General features: G+C 68.6%; 20 protein-coding genes. 6 read left to right on the top strand and 14 right to left on the bottom strand.

Annotated elements, in window-relative coordinates:
* Positions 1-88: 88 nt before the first annotated feature.
* From CLT74_RS02655 to CLT74_RS02690, 8 genes are all read right to left on the bottom strand, one after another.
* Entirely contained in the window at positions 89-1,435 is a 1,347-nt protein-coding gene (locus CLT74_RS02655) for a hypothetical protein (RefSeq protein WP_099845118.1), read from the bottom strand.
* A gap of 284 nt (positions 1,436-1,719) precedes the next feature.
* The gene (locus CLT74_RS02660) at positions 1,720-1,992 is read right to left on the bottom strand and encodes a hypothetical protein (protein WP_099845119.1); all 273 of its coding nucleotides are present in this window, start codon (positions 1,990-1,992) and stop codon (positions 1,720-1,722) included.
* 62 nt (positions 1,993-2,054) lie between these two features.
* A complete protein-coding gene (locus tag CLT74_RS02665; protein ID WP_158240184.1) occupies positions 2,055-2,705 on the bottom strand; it encodes a GGDEF domain-containing protein in 651 nt (216 codons plus the stop codon).
* 147 nt (positions 2,706-2,852) lie between these two features.
* A complete protein-coding gene (locus tag CLT74_RS02670) occupies positions 2,853-3,848 on the bottom strand; it encodes a DUF4192 domain-containing protein (RefSeq protein WP_158240185.1) in 996 nt (331 codons plus the stop codon).
* A 52-nt stretch (positions 3,849-3,900) separates the two neighbouring features.
* On the bottom strand, positions 3,901-4,254 hold the full coding sequence (locus CLT74_RS30370) for a DUF3846 domain-containing protein (protein WP_158240186.1): 354 nt from the start codon (positions 4,252-4,254) through the stop codon (positions 3,901-3,903).
* A 202-nt stretch (positions 4,255-4,456) separates the two neighbouring features.
* The gene (locus tag CLT74_RS02675; protein WP_099845122.1) at positions 4,457-5,122 is read right to left on the bottom strand and encodes a hypothetical protein; all 666 of its coding nucleotides are present in this window, start codon (positions 5,120-5,122) and stop codon (positions 4,457-4,459) included.
* A gap of 289 nt (positions 5,123-5,411) precedes the next feature.
* Positions 5,412-5,843 carry a hypothetical protein gene (locus CLT74_RS02680; RefSeq protein WP_099845123.1) on the bottom strand — a complete coding sequence of 144 codons (432 nt, stop codon included), beginning with the start codon at positions 5,841-5,843 and terminating at the stop codon, positions 5,412-5,414.
* A 220-nt stretch (positions 5,844-6,063) separates the two neighbouring features.
* Positions 6,064-7,194, bottom strand: a complete 1,131-nt coding sequence (locus CLT74_RS02690; protein ID WP_099845125.1) for a GGDEF domain-containing protein — start codon at positions 7,192-7,194, stop codon at positions 6,064-6,066.
* Between the two features lie 1,976 nt (positions 7,195-9,170).
* Here CLT74_RS02690 and CLT74_RS02695 point away from each other — a divergent pair.
* Both CLT74_RS02695 and CLT74_RS02700 read left to right on the top strand, forming a co-directional pair.
* Positions 9,171-10,028 (top strand): phosphotransferase, encoded by an 858-nt coding sequence (locus tag CLT74_RS02695; RefSeq protein ID WP_486581933.1) that lies wholly within the window; start codon positions 9,171-9,173, stop codon positions 10,026-10,028.
* A gap of 76 nt (positions 10,029-10,104) precedes the next feature.
* On the top strand, positions 10,105-10,476 hold the full coding sequence (locus CLT74_RS02700; RefSeq protein WP_143697031.1) for a hypothetical protein: 372 nt from the start codon (positions 10,105-10,107) through the stop codon (positions 10,474-10,476).
* A gap of 172 nt (positions 10,477-10,648) precedes the next feature.
* Here CLT74_RS02700 and CLT74_RS30110 read toward each other — a convergent pair whose 3' ends face one another.
* Both CLT74_RS30110 and CLT74_RS02710 read right to left on the bottom strand, forming a co-directional pair.
* Positions 10,649-10,906: a hypothetical protein gene (locus CLT74_RS30110; RefSeq protein WP_143697032.1), complete on the bottom strand. Its 258-nt coding sequence runs from the start codon at positions 10,904-10,906 to the stop codon at positions 10,649-10,651.
* A gap of 65 nt (positions 10,907-10,971) precedes the next feature.
* The gene (locus tag CLT74_RS02710; protein ID WP_099845129.1) at positions 10,972-11,160 is read right to left on the bottom strand and encodes a hypothetical protein; all 189 of its coding nucleotides are present in this window, start codon (positions 11,158-11,160) and stop codon (positions 10,972-10,974) included.
* A 234-nt stretch (positions 11,161-11,394) separates the two neighbouring features.
* On the opposite strand from CLT74_RS02710, the gene CLT74_RS02720 reads away from it, so the two are divergent.
* Entirely contained in the window at positions 11,395-12,405 is a 1,011-nt protein-coding gene (locus CLT74_RS02720) for a hypothetical protein (RefSeq protein WP_486581934.1), read from the top strand.
* 331 nt (positions 12,406-12,736) lie between these two features.
* Here the strand turns inward: CLT74_RS02720 and CLT74_RS02725 are convergent, their stop codons facing one another.
* On the bottom strand, positions 12,737-13,489 hold the full coding sequence (locus CLT74_RS02725) for a DUF4184 family protein (protein ID WP_486581935.1): 753 nt from the start codon (positions 13,487-13,489) through the stop codon (positions 12,737-12,739).
* Between the two features lie 177 nt (positions 13,490-13,666).
* Between CLT74_RS02725 and CLT74_RS31090 the strand changes: the two genes are divergently transcribed.
* Positions 13,667-14,053 carry a DUF6578 domain-containing protein gene (locus CLT74_RS31090; protein ID WP_486581936.1) on the top strand — a complete coding sequence of 129 codons (387 nt, stop codon included), beginning with the start codon at positions 13,667-13,669 and terminating at the stop codon, positions 14,051-14,053.
* 134 nt (positions 14,054-14,187) lie between these two features.
* Here the strand turns inward: CLT74_RS31090 and CLT74_RS31095 are convergent, their stop codons facing one another.
* Complete coding sequence (locus CLT74_RS31095) at positions 14,188-14,976, bottom strand: hypothetical protein (RefSeq protein ID WP_486581937.1); 789 nt, start codon at positions 14,974-14,976, stop codon at positions 14,188-14,190.
* Positions 14,977-15,710: 734 nt separating this feature from the next.
* Here CLT74_RS31095 and CLT74_RS30375 point away from each other — a divergent pair.
* The gene (locus CLT74_RS30375) at positions 15,711-16,313 is read left to right on the top strand and encodes a VOC family protein (protein WP_199172068.1); all 603 of its coding nucleotides are present in this window, start codon (positions 15,711-15,713) and stop codon (positions 16,311-16,313) included.
* Here the strand turns inward: CLT74_RS30375 and CLT74_RS30115 are convergent.
* A complete protein-coding gene (locus CLT74_RS30115) occupies positions 16,219-16,818 on the bottom strand; it encodes a hypothetical protein (protein WP_143697033.1) in 600 nt (199 codons plus the stop codon). The genes CLT74_RS30375 and CLT74_RS30115 overlap by 95 nt on opposite strands.
* 223 nt (positions 16,819-17,041) lie before the next feature.
* On the opposite strand from CLT74_RS30115, the gene CLT74_RS02740 reads away from it, so the two are divergent.
* Positions 17,042-17,779 carry a hypothetical protein gene (locus CLT74_RS02740; protein ID WP_143697034.1) on the top strand — a complete coding sequence of 246 codons (738 nt, stop codon included), beginning with the start codon at positions 17,042-17,044 and terminating at the stop codon, positions 17,777-17,779.
* Positions 17,780-18,431: 652 nt separating this feature from the next.
* Here CLT74_RS02740 and CLT74_RS02745 read toward each other — a convergent pair.
* Positions 18,432-18,884 (bottom strand): SMI1/KNR4 family protein, encoded by a 453-nt coding sequence (locus tag CLT74_RS02745; protein ID WP_099845134.1) that lies wholly within the window; start codon positions 18,882-18,884, stop codon positions 18,432-18,434.
* Between the last annotated feature and the right edge of the window lies 1 nt (position 18,885).

Here is an 18,885-nt window from a genome sequence, read left to right on the forward strand (position 1 = left end):
ACAGGCTGGGGCCGCAGCCCCAGCCGGCCCGTAGGCACGAGGTGGGACTGCGGCCCGGGTGTTGCGGGAGCGCGGTCGGATGTGCGCGTCAGGTCCGGGTCGGTGCGGGAAGAGTCGCGGCCAGCGCGGCGGTCTTGGGTGCGGTGCGGAACATCGAAACCGCGTTGGGGGTGATGTCCGCGACGCCGTCGGCGCGTTCGGTGGCGGTGAAGGGGAGCTTGGCGTGCGGGCCGACCCGGAACGCGGGCAGCGTGTAGTGCGTTCGGGCAACGACGGTGCCGTCGGCGGCCGTGTACTGGTCGAAGGAGGCGAGGTCGAGTCCGTCGATGGGTGTCTCGCGGTTGCCGGTGCAGACGATGACGAGGTCGTAGGTGCGCCCGCCGATCAGTGCGGCGTCGGGTAGCGCGATGGGACGCACCCGGCGGCTGATCACGGTGAGTCGTTGGACGCCGCGGCGGTCCGGCCGTAGGTAGCGGCCGGTGGCCTGGTATCTGCCGCGGATGTCGGTCTGCCACTGCTCGCAGGTCGTCGGCAGGTCCTCGGCGTACCAGTCGATGCGGTCGACTTGGTCGAGGGCGGCGGCGGCCATGAACGGTTGCGGGGCGAGGCCCAGGCACGACTCGACGGCGCACTTGGCGGAGTCACCGCCGCCGACGACCGCGACGCGACGCAGTCCACGCAGCGGCCACATGCCGGCCATCCGCTGCATGAACTGCCGGAAGGTGAGCACCGTGGTGCCGTTGGCGCCATCTTGGATCGGGTCGCCCACGCCGCGGGCGTCGATGACCCGGCCCGCCAGAATCGGGGCCTTGCCCGCGATCTCGACGCTGGCCCCAGCGCCGGCGGCGCTGACGGACGAGACGGGGGCGTTGGTCACCACGTCGGCGAACTGGGCCAGCGCGAGGCGGATCACGAACGCCATGTCCGTGTTCGGCTGATATTCGATCATGGACAGGTCTGCTGCCTGGATCGGTGCGCCCGGCAGGTAGTTCAGGCTCGCACCCTGGTCGCCGGCGGGTCCGGCGCCTCCGGCGCGGTTGCGGGAGTTGAGCCAGAACGTCGGCCGTGCGGTCAGCGCGAACGTGCCACCGACGCGCTGGTGGCGTTCCAGCACCAGCGGCTTCGGGTAGCCGGCGAGGACGCGGACCGCCGCGTAGGTGGCGGCGTGGAATCCGCTGCCGATGATGACCTCACGATCGGTCCTGACGGCGCTGACGGTGTCGTGTTGGCGCTGTTCGTCGGACCAGTAGGTGTCCAGGAACTGGTCGGCGAACTCGCGGCCGTAGGGGTCCAGGGCGATTCCGGTGAGCTGTGCCTGCGTCTGGCTGGGGAACTCGGACTGGCGTTGCATTATCGCCCGCATTCCCTCGGCGGCGGCCGGCCGTAGAGAGACGGCGGCGAGCAGGGCCTGGATCTGCGTGGATGGCTCGATCATGGCTCCGTGTCCTTTCGTGCGGAGTCCAGGCATCGCGCTGTGCCGTGCGCCCACCCCGGGTGGCCCCCGGGGTTTGCGGCACACGGCCGGCACGATCCCCGGAAGGGGTCAAAGCGGGATGGGTTCCTGGGCTGGCGGTGACCAGCCCTTGGCGGGTCGATTGCCGACGTGGTCGGCGTGGACCGTCAGGCGGTCGCCGCCTCAGCGCGGGGCGGATGCCCGGCGGTGGTGGCGGTGGCCGGGCATCGGCCGGTGGCAGCGGTGAGGCTGCCGTGGTGGGGCGGTTATTGGGCGATCACGACCTCGTCGTCGAGGACGGTGAACCAGGGGATGGCCGTGGCCCGGCGCAGCTGGGTCAGCCAGTCGTCGATGGCCGTGATCGGGCCGTCGGGATCGGGCAGCGGATACCGGTCGGTGAAGTCAGGGGCGTCCTCGGCGAGGCTGCCCGTGTCGGCGAGCGTGCGGATGAAGAGCCGGATCGCTTCCCGCTTCACCGCCTGGTCGCTGCGTCCGACGATCAGGATCGGCGCGTCGTCCCAGTCGATCAGCCCGTACACGTCTCCGCCGACAACTGCACCGCAACGCGCCCGACGGCGGCAGATGACCGTCCGGCGGGTCCTCATCGGACCGGCCCGCCGTCGGTGGCGCCGGGCGTGGTGGCGGGATGGAACACCGTCGTGTGCCCGCTGCCGGTCTGCTTTGCCGCGCGCAGGGCGCGGTCGGCGTGCACGAGCGCCAGCCGCCGCGCGGCCTCCTGGTGTGGCGTGACGGACGCGACGCCGGCGCAGGCGGTGACGGTGACCGCGATGGGCCGCCCGGTGAGATGAATGTCGGTCGGTTCAGCGACGGCAGCGACCAGCCGCGCGGCCAGACCAGCGGCGTCGGCGCGATCGTCGATGACTGCCACGAACTCGTCGCGGCGCAGACGGAACACCTGTGCGCCGGCGGCCTGCACGGCGTGGTGGAGGCGACCGGCGGTCAGGACGAGCAGTTGGTCGAACGCGCGGTCGCCGAAGCGGGCCACGAACGTCCGGGTGCCGTCCAGGTTGATCAGAATCACCGCGACGGGTCGCCCGGCGACGGCCAGGGCGGCGTGCAAGCCCGTCCGGTTACCGAGGCCGGTCAAATCGTCGTGGTGAGCGGTGCGCAGGGCAGCGACGACGGCCGCCCGGTAACGGACCGCGGTACGCAGCCGGGTCAGGTGATAGGTGATAAATGCGGTGATCACGATCGCCGTCAGCAGAACGGTGATCTGCGTCAGGGTGGACACTTCGCCCACACCTCCAATCCCCAGGGTTGGGGAGGTGTCGAAGACAGCCGGGGAATGCCACCGGCTGCCCTCACCTCGAACGGTGTGCGAGCGCCTGCTCGCGAAGGGGATGCCGGCGGCGCCCGGGTCGGGCACCGCAGCGACGACCTACTCGGCGGTGCCGGTGGTGGCGGCCCGCCACTGCTGCGGCGACACACCGGCCTGCAGCGCGTGGCCGAGCAGGTGCGCCAGGTGGTAGTCCGGGTCGACGCGCAGGGCCCGGTGCACGGCAATGTTCGCCATGGCTCCGTCACCGGCCAGGTAGGCCGTGATGGCGAGCAGGCAGGCGGGTGCGGCGCTGGTGGCGGGCATCGCCCGTCGGGTCACGTCGATCCACAGCCGCCGCTGCGCATCGCTGCCGTCGCAGGTGATCCAGGCGTGATCGCGGATCTCGGGGAGGATGAGGACGGCGGTCAGCCACGCCACGTCGTCGTCGGACAGGGTTTCGCTGCGGGCAGCGGACTCGTACGCCTGCTGCACCGCCGCCACCCCGACGCGCACCACATGCTCCGGCGCAGCGCCGTCGGTCGCGCCGGTCTCGTCGGCGAGCATGTCGGTCAGCCGGTGCAGCGCGGTCGTGGTCGTGGCGCGCATCCGGTCACGCTCCGCCCCGCTGATCGGCGTGATGAGGCGTTCCAGTGCGGCCCGGTCTGGCAGTGGCGCGAGACCGCGGTAGACGGCTTCCGCCGCAATCCTGCTGGCTGCCGGGTCGTAGGCCACACCGTCGGCGCAGCCGGCGTCACCGCACAGGCACCAGTAACGGCCGTCGTCGACCCGCAAGGCTTCGAGGACGTCGACGCCGGCGGTGGTCAGCGCGGTGGTGAGCAGCGTGGCGGCGAGTGCGACCCGGTCGGCCGGTCCGTAGCCGACGAGGAACGCCGCCGACCCGTGCCGGGCGATCATCGCGGCGTTCTGCGCCGCCGGCACCGCCAGGTCCGCAAGGTCGGACAGGCGAGGGAGGTCGAGGCGGGCAGCGAAGCGGACCTGCCTGCCGTCCAGGACCACCACGACCAGGCTGTCGGTCGGAGTGAAACCGACGAGGTAGGGCACTGCAGCGACACGATCATCGCGGGTGGTGAGAGTCAGCTTGTCAGGTGTGACCACGGTGGGTTCTCCTTCCCGAGGCCGTCGGCGGCCCGTGCCGCCGACGGGCAGGTCAGCGACAGCAGGTGAGCGCGGTGAGCACCGCGTTGATCTGGGTGGTGGTGAGACTGACGGGGGTGGCGCCTCGGCGACCGGTGACGACGACAGGTCCGACCAGCGGCAGGTCACCGCCGCCCAGGCGCGCCACGAGCAGGCAGGCGACAGGGTTCGGGCGCAGAGCTTTCGGGTGGCCGTCCTCGTCGCCCCAGGCGTACAGGTCCGGGACGCCGATCGGGATCGGTGTCAGCCAACCGCCGACCGTGCGTCGCAGCAGCGATGCGACGTCGCTGTGGCGCAGTCGGGTGTGGTGTTCGTGGCTCGTGCCGTCCTCGGCGACCACGATGTAACGGAACGTTTCACGGGCCATGCAGACTCCTGTCAGGGCAGTTGTCGGGCATGGCCGTCTGGCCATGCCCGACACGGAAATGGGGTGGCCGGGCATCGGCCAGGACAAGTCGTGTGCAGGTACGGCCGCCGCTGGCGGCGCGGGTCCGTGGCGGATGGACGTCGGGACCAAGAGGGTGTCCTGGGTGGTCACGGCGCGGTGGGCGGCCGCCGCGATGCGCGCCTCAGTCGCCGAGGTCTTCCACGTCGGCCGTGACCTCGATCGTCACGGTGTCGTCCTCGACGTTGTCGACCTGATCGGTGTTGATCCGCAGGTAGCTGCGGACGTCGGACTCGGTGTCGTCGGTGTCGCGGTCGACGTCGGGAATCACGTCGAAGCTGCCGCTGATGGTGAACCGGACCCGGTGGCGCGGCTGGTAGGGATCGAGGTCGAACCGGGAGAGCAGGCTGTCGAGCCCGTCTCGGGTGATGTCTTCGTCGCGGTACTGGTCGATGGCGTAGGACCGGATCTCGGTGAGTTGGCTGGCTTGGCGTCGCCGATCCTCGTCGCGTTGCTCGGCCAGGCTGCGGGCGCGTTCGACGGCGCTGTCCTGTTCCGCCAGCGCCCACGCCACGGCCTGCCGGGTCAACGCCAGCGCGGTGGCCGGCTCCGTGACCGGTACCGCGGAGATGTCCGCGCGCAGGCTACGGACCTGCCCGTCGACCAGGACACGGACCATGCTCGTCCCGGGGGCCGGGGACAGCACGACGGCGTCGTAACGGGAGCCGGCGTCCAGGATGGTGACCGCCTGGCCGGGAGAGCTGGCGAAGGCGGTCAGCGGACGCGGCGACGGCTGCGTGGCGACGACGGTCGAGGAATCGGGGCGTTCGGAGGTCAGGGCGTCGGTCATGACGATGCCTTTCAGAGAAGCCCGGCGGGACACCGGGACGTGGAATGGGGGGCGCGCCTAACGGCGCGCAAAGGGGGAGTGGTGAACCGGCCACGCGATTACGCCCGGCGCGGGGTGTGGCCTATGGCGACGTTCGGCCCGCTCGCGTATCGGGGTCACAGGGCACTGCCGGTAACGTCGACCATCGGCGTCGGGTCGGTCAGCGGCGTAGCCGCACTCGCCCGTGCTGGTGTGGCCGTCATCGGCACAAAGTTCAGGTGCATTTGCCAGCGGGCTGTCGGCTGCCGGGTCAGTCGGGTGGGTCGATGAGGACATCGATCAGGGGGTCGCCGGCGAGTGCCGGATCGTCGAGCCAGCCGCTGCGCGTGAACGCATGCGCTGCGGTGCTCACCTGGAACATCCCGCTGCTGGGGTCGCGGTCCAGCCAGCGCAGCCGCACCAGCCGGTGTAGGGCCGACTTCACCGACCCGGCCGACATGCTGGTCCCGTCGACCAGGTCGTGCGGCTGGCAGCCCGAGTAGGTGCCGCCCGTCGCGGTGACGCAGTCCGCGTGATGGTGCACGGCCACGCACACCAGCCGCTGGACCGGCGTCAGGTCATCCGGGTGCAGACCACGGCCGGCGCGCCCGCCGGCCAGCAGCCACCAGCCGTAGGCGGTGTAGGTGCACAGCCTGCTGGTGGCAGCGGCCAACGCGCTCAGCCGTTGCGGCCGGCCGGTCACCGGCCGTCCCGTCCGGCCGCTGGCGACAGGCGGACGGTGTGGTGGCGGCACCGCACGTGGACCATTGCCCGGCCACGCGTGCCGTTCGAGGTCCGACGGCACTCGGGTACGGCGAGGATGACCTGCACCTCACCGGGCGGCCGGATGAGGTCGTCCTGCCGCAGGTCGACCGCCGCGCGCTGTCCGACGACCACCAGAGCGGGCATTGGTCGTGGCCGGGTCATGATTCGCCGCCGGGCATGTCGAGGGCCGCGGCGATCGCATCGGCGAGGGTGGCGTACGTGGCCATCTCCGACTGCGCCACCGCCCTGATCCGATCGATCCCCGCCGCCGGCGGCGTGACATCGATCGTCTGGTCCGCTCCGTCTGCCGCACCGCTGCCCGTCGGAGGAGGTGGGGCGATGGCTGCCCACCTGTCGTGAGCGATTCGAAGGGCGTTGACGATCGCTGCCGCGTCCGCTGCCCTGCACAGAATCCGGACCGGCGGAACCGGCCTGTCGGTGAGAACGATGTCGCGGCCGGGTTTGAGGTCACGGCGACGGACCTGCGCCCGGGTGCCGTCGGCCCGCGGTATCCCGTCGCGGTTCGGCTCGTAGACCAGGGTCTGGTTGCCGGACCGCTTGGCGGTGTACATGGCAGTGTCGGCCTGGGCGAGGGCGTAGCGGGGATTGCCGCCGTCGCTTGCGGCCACGCCGACACTGGCCCGCGGCGGTGCGGGCTCGTCAGCGGCCGGTGCGGTGAGGGCGGCACGGATCGCGTCGGCCAGGACGGCCGGGTCGGTGTGCGGGGCTACGATCACGAACTCGTCGCCGCCGGCACGAGCCACGACGGCGTCGGCCCGCACAGTGGTGGCCGCGGTGGTGAGCCGATCCGCGATCGCGGTGAGGTACCGGTCGCCCGCCGCGTGCCCACCTTCGTCGTTGACCTGGTGCAGACCATCGGCGTCGGCCACCGCGACTGCCACAGGGGCGCGGTGTTCGGCGGCGGTAGCCAGGGCCCTCTCGACTATCGTCCGGGTGGGCAGGCCGGTGAGCGGATCGGTCAACGCCGCGGCGAGTTCCCGCCGCAGGCTGTTCTCCCGGTCGGTGGCCGCGGCGAGACAGGCCCACAACCGCTCGTACTCGCTGCCCCACCTGACACTCAGCTGGTGGCGGCGGGCAAATCGGACCAGCGCCACGGCACTCGGCAGCGCCACCACCACAGCGATGACGGCGGCTACCGCCGCGGCGGTGAACCGTTCGGTGGCGGCGAACGCGCCAGCCGGCCCGGCGGCGATGACGCTGGAGATGACGACGAGGGTGCCCGCCCTACTCAGGCGGGGTTGGCGGCCTGGTCGGTGAAGAGACTGCATTGAGAGGCTCCTTATAGCTGAGGAGCACCGGGGGCGGACCGGCGTGGCAAGGCAGGGCCCGCCCCCGGGCCCATGTGAAGCCGGCCTACCGGTCTGGCAGGCTGGCCAGGCGTTGTCCGACGGCGAATCGGCCCGTGCACGGTCATCGGCCTACGGCGACACCGGCCGGCTCCGGGGTGCGGCGAGCTGGCCGGCGGGACGCGGTGAGGCGACGCCGGGCAGCGCAGCAGCCCGTCTGCTGACCCGCCGAGAAATGTCGCGCCGTGGCGTCAGTCGCGGCGGCCTCGAACGCAACCGTTCGGGTCGCACCTGAGCCCCGCGGCCATCGCGTGAGCATTTGCTGCAGGTGGGGATCGTCGATGGTGTCGGTGAACGGCCAGCCGAACCCGTCGGCGAAGATCTTGACTTGGGCGCCCCGTACATCGGTTCGTCGGCACCGTCGATGGCCGAGGTGAGGTCGTCGCGGCCGAGCAGCCAGGCCAACTCAGCCAGCTTCTCGCCAGAGCGGCTGGCCGAGTTCCCGCGATTGTCGAGGATCGCGTCGATCGCGAACTTCCAGGTACTGGCGGGCGTAGCTCTCAGCGTCGCTGTGCCGGCACCACCGCAGCTGGTCCCACCGCCCTGCGGTCATATCGGCGTCGAGGAACACGCGGGCGTGTACGGGGCTTTATCCGGTCGCGTGGGCGGCGATGGCAACCAGTGCGCGGGGGCAGCTGGTCGATGTAGCCGCTGGCGGCGTGGAGAAAGGCCAGTTGGTCGGACAGCCGGCCACTGCGGGTGGTGAGCCACATGCCGGTGGCAGTGGCGGTGGCGTCGCCAGGAACCGCGGCGAGTGCGGCTGCGTCGCATCGGCTGCTCAATCCGGCCTGTAGCGATTCGAGCCGGGCAGTGAGGATTGGGTGCTGCCGGTGTGCGGCGTTGTAGGCGGTCATCGCCAGCACTCGGGGCTACGCCAGGTCCAACTGTTGGGCGCGGCTGACCGGCCACGCCGTTGAGTCGGCGCGATGCCGGTCGAGGAACACCCACCAGGGTTGCGCATCGCGGGTGCCGGAAACGACGGAATACCATTGCTGCCACTGCCACACGGCGTACTCCGCGGCACGGCTGCGCATCAGACGCAGATCGAGCAGGCAAGTCGGTCCGCCCGCGGCGTGTCCGCGCGAGCGGTGCACCAGTTTGCGGGTCAGCCTGCGGTCTGCCGGGAAACGGCAGACAGGGCCAGTGGGACAAAGGTGCCCCTGCATGTGGACGCGGTCCGCGGCGGAGCCGGTCAGGGCGTCAGTGGTGATGTCGGGTCGAGAGTGACCACGATGGTCAAGGACGCGGACATGCGTGCATCTCCACTCGATGACAGAAATGGTCGGCGAAATGCGTCGCCATCGCGGCTGTTGGCCGGATAGATCCATAGGTGGGCAACAGCGTTGGACGAAGCGACGGCGTGGAGAGCGTGGAAGAGTTTTGGTGGTGCGGGTGGGCGGAACGTCGCGGGAGGAGGTGTCGCTGCCGACCGGCCGATGAGGCGGGTGGGCGGGTGCGGCTCCTGCCGTGACGGGCCGAGGCCCGGGGATGGTGCACGATAGAGAACTCAAAATGAGCCCTCACCGTAACCCACCCACCCGACAGAAAACGATCATGCTCTGGTGTCGGACAGATATGCTCTGACCAGGACTGTTGGCCATGTTAAGGGACGCCGTGGCGGCTGGTTCGGCCAGTCGTGTTGGTTGCCTCGGATCGGCTGTTGGCCAACAATCCCCTGGCTGTTGGGTCATGGTGAGGCGGTGTTTGATTCCCGTCAGTGACGGCGCGGGTTGTTGGGTTGTGCAGGACGTGTGCCCCACGCGGGCTGTGCGCGGGTCACGCGATTGCTGCGGGAACCGGCGAAGGAGCATCTGGGGCCCTGGCTATGACGGACGAGATGGTCTGTGCCGTAACTGGCCCCACCACGGGCGGATTGCCGCTGCACCGCTGACGATAATGTGGCTGCTGCGCCGAAAGCGCTGAGTTACGGTGCTTCGATGCAGGCGCATGCGGCTCGGCGGGCGACACAGGCAGCCATGTCGATTGCCTCGTCGCTCGGTCTGATCGCCTACGACGCCGTCGTCCTGCACAACTCGAACAAGCTCACGCTGCGTCTGCAGCCCTGCGACGTGGTGGCGCAGGTGGCACCGGCGGCGCATCAGAGCGCCCAGCTCGAAGTGGATATCGCTCAGCGACCGTTCGAGGTCGGGAGCCCGGTGGCCGCGCTGGAAGCGCCCGAGGTCTTCGTCTGGGACGACTACGTGGTCACTCTGTGGACCTACTACGAACCGGTGCCTCAAACGATCCCACCTGCGGACTTCGTCGGAGCGCTTGAACGTCTGCACGCCGGAATGCGCCGGATCGAGGTGCCTACCCCGCACTTCACGGACCGGGTTTCCGATGCTGAGACGCTCGTGGCGGACCACGACGGAACGCCGAAGCTGGCCGACGCGGACCGGGTCTTTCTGGCTGGCATGTTGGACCGCCTGCGCCGAGCGGTCAGCGGTAGCGGCCGTCCCGAACAGCTCCTGCACGGCGAACCTCACCCGGGCAACCTGCTCTCGACCCCGGTCGGTCTGCTCTTCATCGACTTCGAGACGTGCTGCCGGGGGCCGATCGAGTTCGACCTGGCGCACGCACCCGACGATGTCGGAGACCTCTACCCGGGCGTCGACCATGACCTGCTTCGAGATTGCCGGACCCTCATGCTCGCGATGATCGCCACGTGGCGCTGGGATCGCGACGACCAGTTCCCCGACGGCCACCGGCTGGGCATCGAGTGGCTGAGCGAACTCCGGAAGGCGACGGCTCGGTAATTCACTGAGCTCTGTCATCGGCACGATCGCGTTCCTAGCTGTGCGTCCTCGGATGCCGGCCCTGATCATCGGACGGATGGAGGTACGTGTCGCTGCGGTGCGCCCCGGTACGCCCACTATGGTCGAAGCCGTGGTGGCTGGCGTTCGGCTGAAGGCCGAATGGGTTGGACAGTCCGCTCAGCCCGGCAAGCTCGTCGATGTCGAACTCGACATCGACGACGTGCTCGAATGGGGCGACACGATCGCGATAGCCGGCTCCGAATCGACGCTGCGCGAAGGGCCCCGACTCCGCGGAACCGTCGAAGACCATGAGCAACAACTCCTGACCATACGGATCGTCGACGGACTGCTGCAGGTCGAACTCAACAACGGCCCAGCCGACATCCCGCCCGGCACGGCTGTTACCGCCGTTGTCGAGCACCTCAAGCTGTATCCCACCGGCATATGAGCCCTGACGAGCTCACCGATCTTGACGGCCTCGCGCCCACTGCGGCCATGAGCGGATGTCGGTGGTCGACGCCAACCCAGCCGGTGGACGCGCCAGAGGTGACCAAACCTGTTGCTGTTGCCCGAGGTCGTCGATGCACCCGATGGTGATCAGGTATTCGTGTTGCCGTTTCTCAGGTCGTGTCTGGGCTGTATCTCGCTGCGTACTTGTTCGAGTGCGGCGAGGTCGGGGTGCTGGACTTGGTGGTCGAGTTCGACGACGACATCGAGTTCGGTGATCGTTTGACCGAGGTCGCCCTGCCCCGGTGGATCATCGCGATGTTGAAGCGGGTGACCGCCTCGCCGGCCCGGTCGCTGACCTCCCGCCGCAGGGGCGGGGCCTGCTGATGGTAGGTCAGGGTGTGCTGCCGGTCCCCGAGGTTGTCGTACACGAGGCCGATGATGTTGAGGGTGCTGCCTACGCGCTGCCGCGGCGAGTTGGTCGCGGTTCTGTCTCTCACACCAGCAGGGCTGCGATCGCGACCGCGAGCGCGAGCGCCCCGCCGGATGCTGAACCGCCGATCAGCAGTGCCCGCGGCACGCGATGGTCATCGAGCCAGGACAGCCATCCTGCGGTCGCTCCGACAGCTGCCGAGTACAACATCGCGACCGCTACGCCCAGCCCCACCAGAACGCCGGTGTTCACTCAGTCTCCCTTCGTCGAGCCCGCCGGGCCGGCGTTCTGCCGGGCCTGATCAGTGCGAGCCGCGGGGAAACAGTCGCACCTGAATCGGGCCAGGACAAACCGTCCTCTGACCGATCAGCCGCACAGACACACTTCGATACCTGCAGGTTGGGGCCTGGATCGGTTTCGTCTTCTCTGTGGCTCTCGGCGAAGGAACTTCTTGGTACGGCTGATCGGTCACATATTCTTCGCGGCGTGAACGCCCGCGATGCTCAGCGCCACCGCGCCCGAGCCGCCTCCCTGCGCGCACACGAGCGGGCGTATGTGGAGGCGCAACGCGAACTGCGGCGTATTCACGAGGGCGGCGAGCAGAAGCCGGCGCTCTATCTGGTTCGCCGGACCTTCATCCGGGCCAGGACTCCCGGGCCGAGCGCCCCGGTGGTGGCGTCGCCCGCTGCGGGGCTTGCCCCGATGAAAGGGTGGGCTCTGCACCTGTACCTGATCGCGCTCTTCGAGGCACAGGCGCAACACCGCGCCGGCTTCGCGGTCGACAACACGCGGCCACTGCTGGACGGGAGCAAGCCGCAGGCCGCCTGGGTCGATCTGCTGCCCGCAGTCACCAGCACCACGCCCCGCTCGGCCGGGATGCGGCGCCAACTCGTGCGCGCCCTCGCCCTGCTGGAGCAGCAGAATCTGGTGGGCCTGCGGGGTCGCGCAGGATTCCGGGGCAGGTACGACTACTTCCGCCTCCGCCTGGAAGACGGCGTACGCATCCACGGCCGGGACTCCGCCTATACCGTCCCGCTGCCCAGCGACGCCGGCATGGTCGACCCGGCATGGATTCGGCCGCCGGGACCGGCCCGAGGACGCAATGCGGTGATCTCGTTGCCGGCGTCGTTCTTCCTCAACGGATGGGTGCACGTGCTGTCCGCCGCAGAGATCACCACGTACCTCATGCTGCGCGACTTCGAAGCCCGCTATCCCGTAGCCGGTCAGGCAGGCGTCTACGCCAACAATCCCCAACGCGAGACCTGGTACGGGATCCACCGCGACATATACGCCACCCACAGGCAGTTGACCGCGTACGGGCTCGTCGATCGCCTCGATGCTCCCGCCCGGAACCCGGACGGAACAATCGCCCCCGGTGGCCGCAAGCAGATGCTGCAGCCCTACCGGTTCCGCACGACACCGCCGGGTTTCGACCAGGCCGCGCTGCCTACCGTCGTCGACCGTCTGGATCTCCGGGTATCCGTGAAAGCGCGTTGACCTGCCGGGGGATCAGTTCGACTGATACGACTGCGAGTCGGCTTGTCTTACTGAATCTGATCTTCTTGTGCGTTTTTACTGCTCCCTTTGGAGTCGCCAGCTCCGCTTGTCCGGCGCCCTCTCATCGACCGCAGCCGCACGGCCGCAGCCAACCAAAGGTCACGCAGGGCAACAGGACGACACCGGTCCCGGCACCTGACCGAGCGCCGCCCCTGTTTCCAGCAAGCTTGCGCCGATCTCGCACCCGATCTGCGGAAGCCAGAAGCGGGCATCCTCGCTGAAGGCATTACTGTGTGGCCGTCCCGCTTGGGCGGCTGAGCTTCCGGGGCGGTCAGTGCGGGGTTGGTTGGTGGCGTCGGGTCAGGGCAGCGTAGCCGGCGGCGAGGACGATCGCGGCCGTGAGACCGGCACCGCCTGCTTGGGTGACGGCTAGGAATAGCGTTCGCTGAGGGGTCACGTCTTCGGTGGCGGCCAGGGCGGCACCGGCGGCGGCGGCGAACGCGATGGTCAGCCAGGCGGTCACCACGAGTATCCGATTGGCGGGCGGCCGTTGCTCGGGCACGGGCGACTGCCGATGCCACCATCGGAGCAGCCAGACCACGACCACGATGGTTCCGACGATGGTGCTCACGCGTTGTATCCAGCGATAGCCCGGCGTGCCGAGGTGCGGTTCGGACAACCAGCCGATGTGGACGGCGCCCCACATCCCGTCGTGCGTGAACGAGTCCCACAGCACGTGCGTCAACGCACCGATCACCAGGGAAACGACAAGCATCGCCGCGTAGCCGACCGACCAGCGAGAATGAAACCCGGGCACCGGTAGGCGTTCGCGCAGCCAGGCTGGCGAGATGGCGGTCAGGAAGCGGGCCAGCAGCCCATGCCAGAGGATCAACGCCCCAAGACCCAGCACCACATCGACGCTGAGAACGCCGATGAGTGAGTGGGTCAGGGTAGCCTTCACCGGCAGCGGCAGATAGTAGGGGGCGTCAGGAGCCATGCTCCCGATCACCAGGGCCGATGGCAGCAGCCACGCTGACCGCGTCAACGGCAACACCGCTGCGACGTGACTCCCCGTGAACGGCACCTCCGGTCCGCCTCCCTCGCTCGGCAGAATCCTAAAGACGACCAGCCGAAGCCCACCAACTTCAGCCGCCGGAGAGTTCAGGACACCGCCGGCAGCAGTCGAGGCAAAAGCAGGGCTGGCCCGGGCGCACGATGTCTGCGGCTAGGACGGGATCGCGTTGAGTACGAAAATGGCGTCGTGGAGATCAGGGTCTGGGTGGATGACTGGCAGATGCAGTGCTGCGGCGAGCCGTTTTCGGTTGGCGATCGAGTCTCCTGGAGGCTACGAGACCTGGGCCCCGAGTGGCCTGGGCTCGTGCTGGGCAGCGACCTGGCCCGTGGCGTTGACAAAGCCGAGGAACACCACGGAGGCGTGAGCGAGGATGCAGCCCCTGTCGTGGGGATCGTTGCTTCGATCCATGCCGTGCACTGTCGGTATGCCCCGCTGCCTGACGAACCTTCCACTCACCTTTTCCCCGTGCCCGGATCCGGCACCATGACCTCGGTCCGGTCCGCGGACGGATGGACTCCCGACCGCGGCGACCTCAAGTTCGCCGGATACGTGGTGCAGCTGACCCGCGAATAGAAGGAACGACCGGCCCCGGCATCCGCACCATCTACAGCCAGGCGCTGAGCCGGATAACTCGGAGTAGCGACCAGATCGTGGCATGACAGTGTGTCTGATCTTGGCGGCTGCGACCGATGCTGATATTCCTGGACTTACCGGTGGTCGCCGCGGACGAAGGGTCCGACGGTGCTGTGTCGGGTGAGGGCGGTTGGCGGTGTCCCGGGGGCCAGGATCCATTCGTCGGCGAGCGTGGCGATGGTCAGGTCGCCGGTGTCGAAGCGCAATAAGAGGCCACAGCTGTACTGGCCTTGATGGTCGAGGATCACGGCACCGTCGGTGAGTCGGGCGCCGATGAACCGGGCCAGCACGTCGGGGTGTTGTGCTGGGCTTACCTCGGTTTGCCCGTGCGGCCCCATGTCGTAGGAGCCGTAGGGATCTTCTGTGGCCAGTAGGAACTGGTCGCCCCGGCCGTGTACGCGGATCGGGGCTGCGTGGTCGAACAACAGCCATGCGTGCAGCAGGCTCTCGGCGTCCGGTCCGCGCTGTCCCGCGTGCCAGTGACGGGCCTCGGTCACCTGGTCCAACCGTCGACCGACCCTGCTCGTCAACCACGCGGTGACCATCCGCGGATCGCTGAATCCCACGTACCGCCGCTGATTCGCGGCTGACAGGCTCTGCCACACGGCACGAGCTGTGGCCTCATACACATCGTCGACGCCGGTATCGACCTCAGTCACGGCCACCTCGGTCACGGTCACCGCCACCATCGGCGGCTGGCTCCCCAGTGCCCACCAAGCGCCCAGGTCGGCCTCGTGCCGGAACTCGTCACCGACCACTGCCGCGACGTTCACCTTGGCCTGATCGGCGGCAGCGACCTCGACGGTTACGTGGGCGAATCGGGAGGACCGGCTGGTCTGCCGCATGAGCCGGAACGACGCCATGATCCTGATCGTTCCACCCGATCGCACACGGCGACCACCACCAGGTGTCTCTATCCCGCAGCCCGGGTCGCACCTATGCGGCAGAAGCGGCGTTTCCTGGGGCTCGTCGTTGGCGAGGGTTCGTCGGCGGGTCGACATCAGTTGATCGTCGTTTCACACTTGGTGCATGACAGCCGATGGGCTTGGGCGGCCAGGCCGGTCCCGTGTGAGCACATTGGTGCCTGACTGGGTGTACAGCCGAGCCGGGCGCCTCGTTCTCAGCGGCGAGTCGGGTATTCCCGATCCGCCGCTCACTGCGGCGTTGCGAGCTGTCGCCTTCTCTTCGCTGGTCGGCGTTTTCGTCGGCGTGGTGGTCGTCTTGGCGGCCGTTGTCATCGGGTGGGATGACCCCGTTGTCGGCGTGGCCGCTTTCGGCGCCTTCGGAATGCCTTGGATCCGCCGGGGATATCGGCTGCTTGCAGCGCTCGCCCTAACGGTTACCACCGCCGGTTGCCTGGTAGCTGGCATCCTCATAGATCGGTGGCTGCCCGCACCGTGGGATCTCTTCCTCCCACTGGCCCTCGCCCTGACCATCGGCAGTCTGGCAGGGACCGCCGTCACCTACCTACCGCGCCATATCCGGAGCGGAAACCTGAGCCCACACTGCAGATCGCGGACTGCGCGAACGGCCGTGCCGAGCGCAGCGCGAGTCGCGCGATCTGCGGAAGAGGGTGTCGGGCTGGTTCACACATCTCATGAAGGAGCGGGCCGTGCGCTCGACGCTGACCCTCGCGGCGATCACGCTTGACTGCGCCGACCCTTTGGAGTTGGCCGCGTTCTACCAGCGGGCCACCGGACTCGCATTGCACCCCAAGTCCGACGACGAGTTCGCCGGGCTGACCCGGGAAGACGGGCTGTTCATCGGCTTTCAGCGAGTCAACGAGTACCAGCCGCCATGCTGGCCGGCACAGAGCGCGCCTCAGCAACTACACCTCGACTTCGCAGTCGAGGACCTCGACGCAGCGGAGGCCATGCTGCTGGCACTGGGCGCGGCCAAGCCCGAGCACCAGCCCGGCGGAGACCGGTTCCGGGTACTCACCGACCCGGCCGGGCACCCCTTTCTGCATAGTCCCAAACCGGCACTGACAACGCCGACGTCACCCTCGCAGACGAACGCTTCGCGGCATGTCCCGGGTGTCCGATCTCAGGCAGAACCCGCAAGCGGCGCTGACCCCCGGTCACTGATACGTCTGCGGCTGCCCCTTAACCGTCATCCTTCACCAGGCCAGCAAGGTGCGCACAAGGCCGCTCGACCTCGCGGTGCCAGGCGCTGCCGATCACGGCGACGGGGTAGCTGACCTCCCTGACCCTCCCGTCAGCGGTCTCTACCGCAAACCGCATCGACAACGGCTCGCTGTCGAACGGGACCGAGCAGTCGATGCGCACCTCGACGTCAAGCCAGCCGGTACCGCCGGGACGCAGCAGCCGAGACTGTCCAGTACCCCGGACCCGGATACCCGACAGCTGACCGGTAGCCGCACTGGCAGTGATCGGTGCCGGCCCAGCATTGATCACCGCCAGTTGCCCCGCCATCTGATAGACGCCCTCGCTGTCCCCGCCCCCGCTACCGCCGGATGCAACGAAGGCCACAAGGGAGACCGAAGTACTCTGCTGCCGCTCCTCCCGCGCATCCCGCAGCTCGCTGACCACAACACCGCCAAGCACCACACCGACCACAAAAGCAGCGACGAGCCGCACCTTGCCCTTCACCCTGCCCGTGACACGGTCAGGGGCAGATCCCCCCGAGGACACCGATCGGCGATCGTGGTCACCCAGGTCAATCAGTTCGTGCTCCGCCGACATAGCGTCAGCCTAGAGAACACAATCTGCCGCCATAATCGATCAACACCCGCAGATTCGGATGCCTGAGCACCGTCGGGTTCGGCAGACAGGCGGGGACCAGCCCTCAGGCACGCAGCAAGACCGATTCACCGAGAGTGGCGGTCACCGACACGGCGCACCGCACGGTCGGCGGCAGATCAGGCGTTTCCCTCGATGGATGCGTGCAGGCTGTGGATGCCTGTTGGTGGATACGCTCACCGCGATGGTGGAGGCTGGGAGCGGAACCGCGTTGGGGCGGTTGTTGGCGCATCGGTGGCCGGAGGTTGCAGCGACAGCGGGTGCCCTGCGGCCGGAACTCGACGCTGTGCTGACCGGCGGCGCGGCCACTCCTTCGGTGGTGCGGCGGCTGGCGCCGATGCTCGGGTTGCACACGGCGGATCTGTTCGTAATCGCTGGGCTCGGTCTGCCGCAAGATCTGGTGGCTGCCAGTGGGACCGGGCCTTGGCATGTCGGGACGGTACTGGAAATAGCGGCCAAGTTGGCGCCGCAGTCGCTGCGCCGGTTACACGAGTTCGTCCGGTCGCTACCCGAGCATCCGCCGGCGTGGCCGCCCGTGCGGCCGCGCTACCGGTACGCGCTGGGGCCTGGCGAGGTGATGCTGCGGCTACTGCGCAACCGCAATATCGGGCCATACAGCCCGAAGCTGTTGTACTTGATCGGCGGCGGCCCGATGGTGTCGCACTCTACGGTGGCGATGCTGGGACCTGGCCGTACGCGGCTGACGCCGCAGTACGTGACCTCGTTCGCCACCGTCCTGGGTATCCCTGACGGCAACTTGGCCGCCGTCGCCGGGGTTGCTGCGGCCACCGACGCACGTCTGCACCGCAACCGCGTGGAGCTTGCCCGGTTGGCCTGGGACGCCCGGCGGTTGACCGGCGAGCAGCTGTCTGAGGTGCTCGACCTGGCCGGGCGCCTGCGGTAGCTGGGAGCCCGCAATGATCCCACCGCCGTTCGACCAGGTCGGAACCAAGTCAAATGTCCTAACGATCGGGATGCACCGGCGTGGCCACGAATCCGGGGTCAACCTGCCACAGCCGGTGCGCTGACATCGGCGAGACCGACCATCGTCGTGATCGGCCGAGTGTGACGCTGCGTGACCCGCGGTATGCGGCATGAGCGCGCAGCTGATCTTGTCGTCTGTACCGCCGGGCAGCAGCGCAAGAGGACTTCCCTGCCGTCAGTCGACGGCTCTCCAAGGTCGGCGACGGCAGCCTTGTTGTCGTACCTACGATCGGTGCCATGAATAGAGGGGCGTGGTTCATCGTCGGGTCGTTGGTCGCCGTCCTCCTTGTCATCGCCGCCCTCGCGCTCTTTCTCCGACAACGGGCAAACGCGGATAGGCCCGATCGAACGCTGAGGGCAGCTCACCGTGCCATCCGCCAGAGCGGACGCGACCAGCGTCACCGACACAGGGGCAATATCCGCGGCAAGGGATACGGCGGAGACGACAACCAGGGCTACAACGCAGGCGTCACGAGCGACGGCGGCGGGATGCCGTAAAGCGACGTCGACCAGCCGGGGCAACTCCTCGTCAAGACAAGCTTGGATCGCAGCAGGAGCGGATAGCCTGACCGCTACAACCGGAGTCCATGACGCGCGACGAATTCCAGGACGTCGGCCGCCTCAAGCTCCGGGTCGCCGCCATCGTGGAAGTAGAACCAGACCTCCTCGTGGCAGTGACCATCATCGACCGGGAACCCCCAGTGGTCGCCGGTGCCCACCGGCGCTATCGCGATGAATGTCCGGTCAGGGAACTCCCGGTCGTTGGCCGACTTCACGTCGTCGTCGCCGGAGTCGGCGCCGACGATCGGGAACAGTTCGACGGAGCCGACCATGCCACCGCCGTAGCGCATCATGAAGGCCTTGTACGTCTCCGGCAACGTCACACCGAGCTGCTTCTCCAGGTCGGCAACCTCGGCAGCCGTGGCGGTGCCTCCCTCGATGAGCGCGAAGCCGTGCTCGGCCAACGAGGCCACCGATTTCTGACGCAGCGGCTCAACCAACGCGTCGAACTCCACGAGGTTCATG

The organism is Verrucosispora sp. CNZ293 (assembly GCF_002754655.1).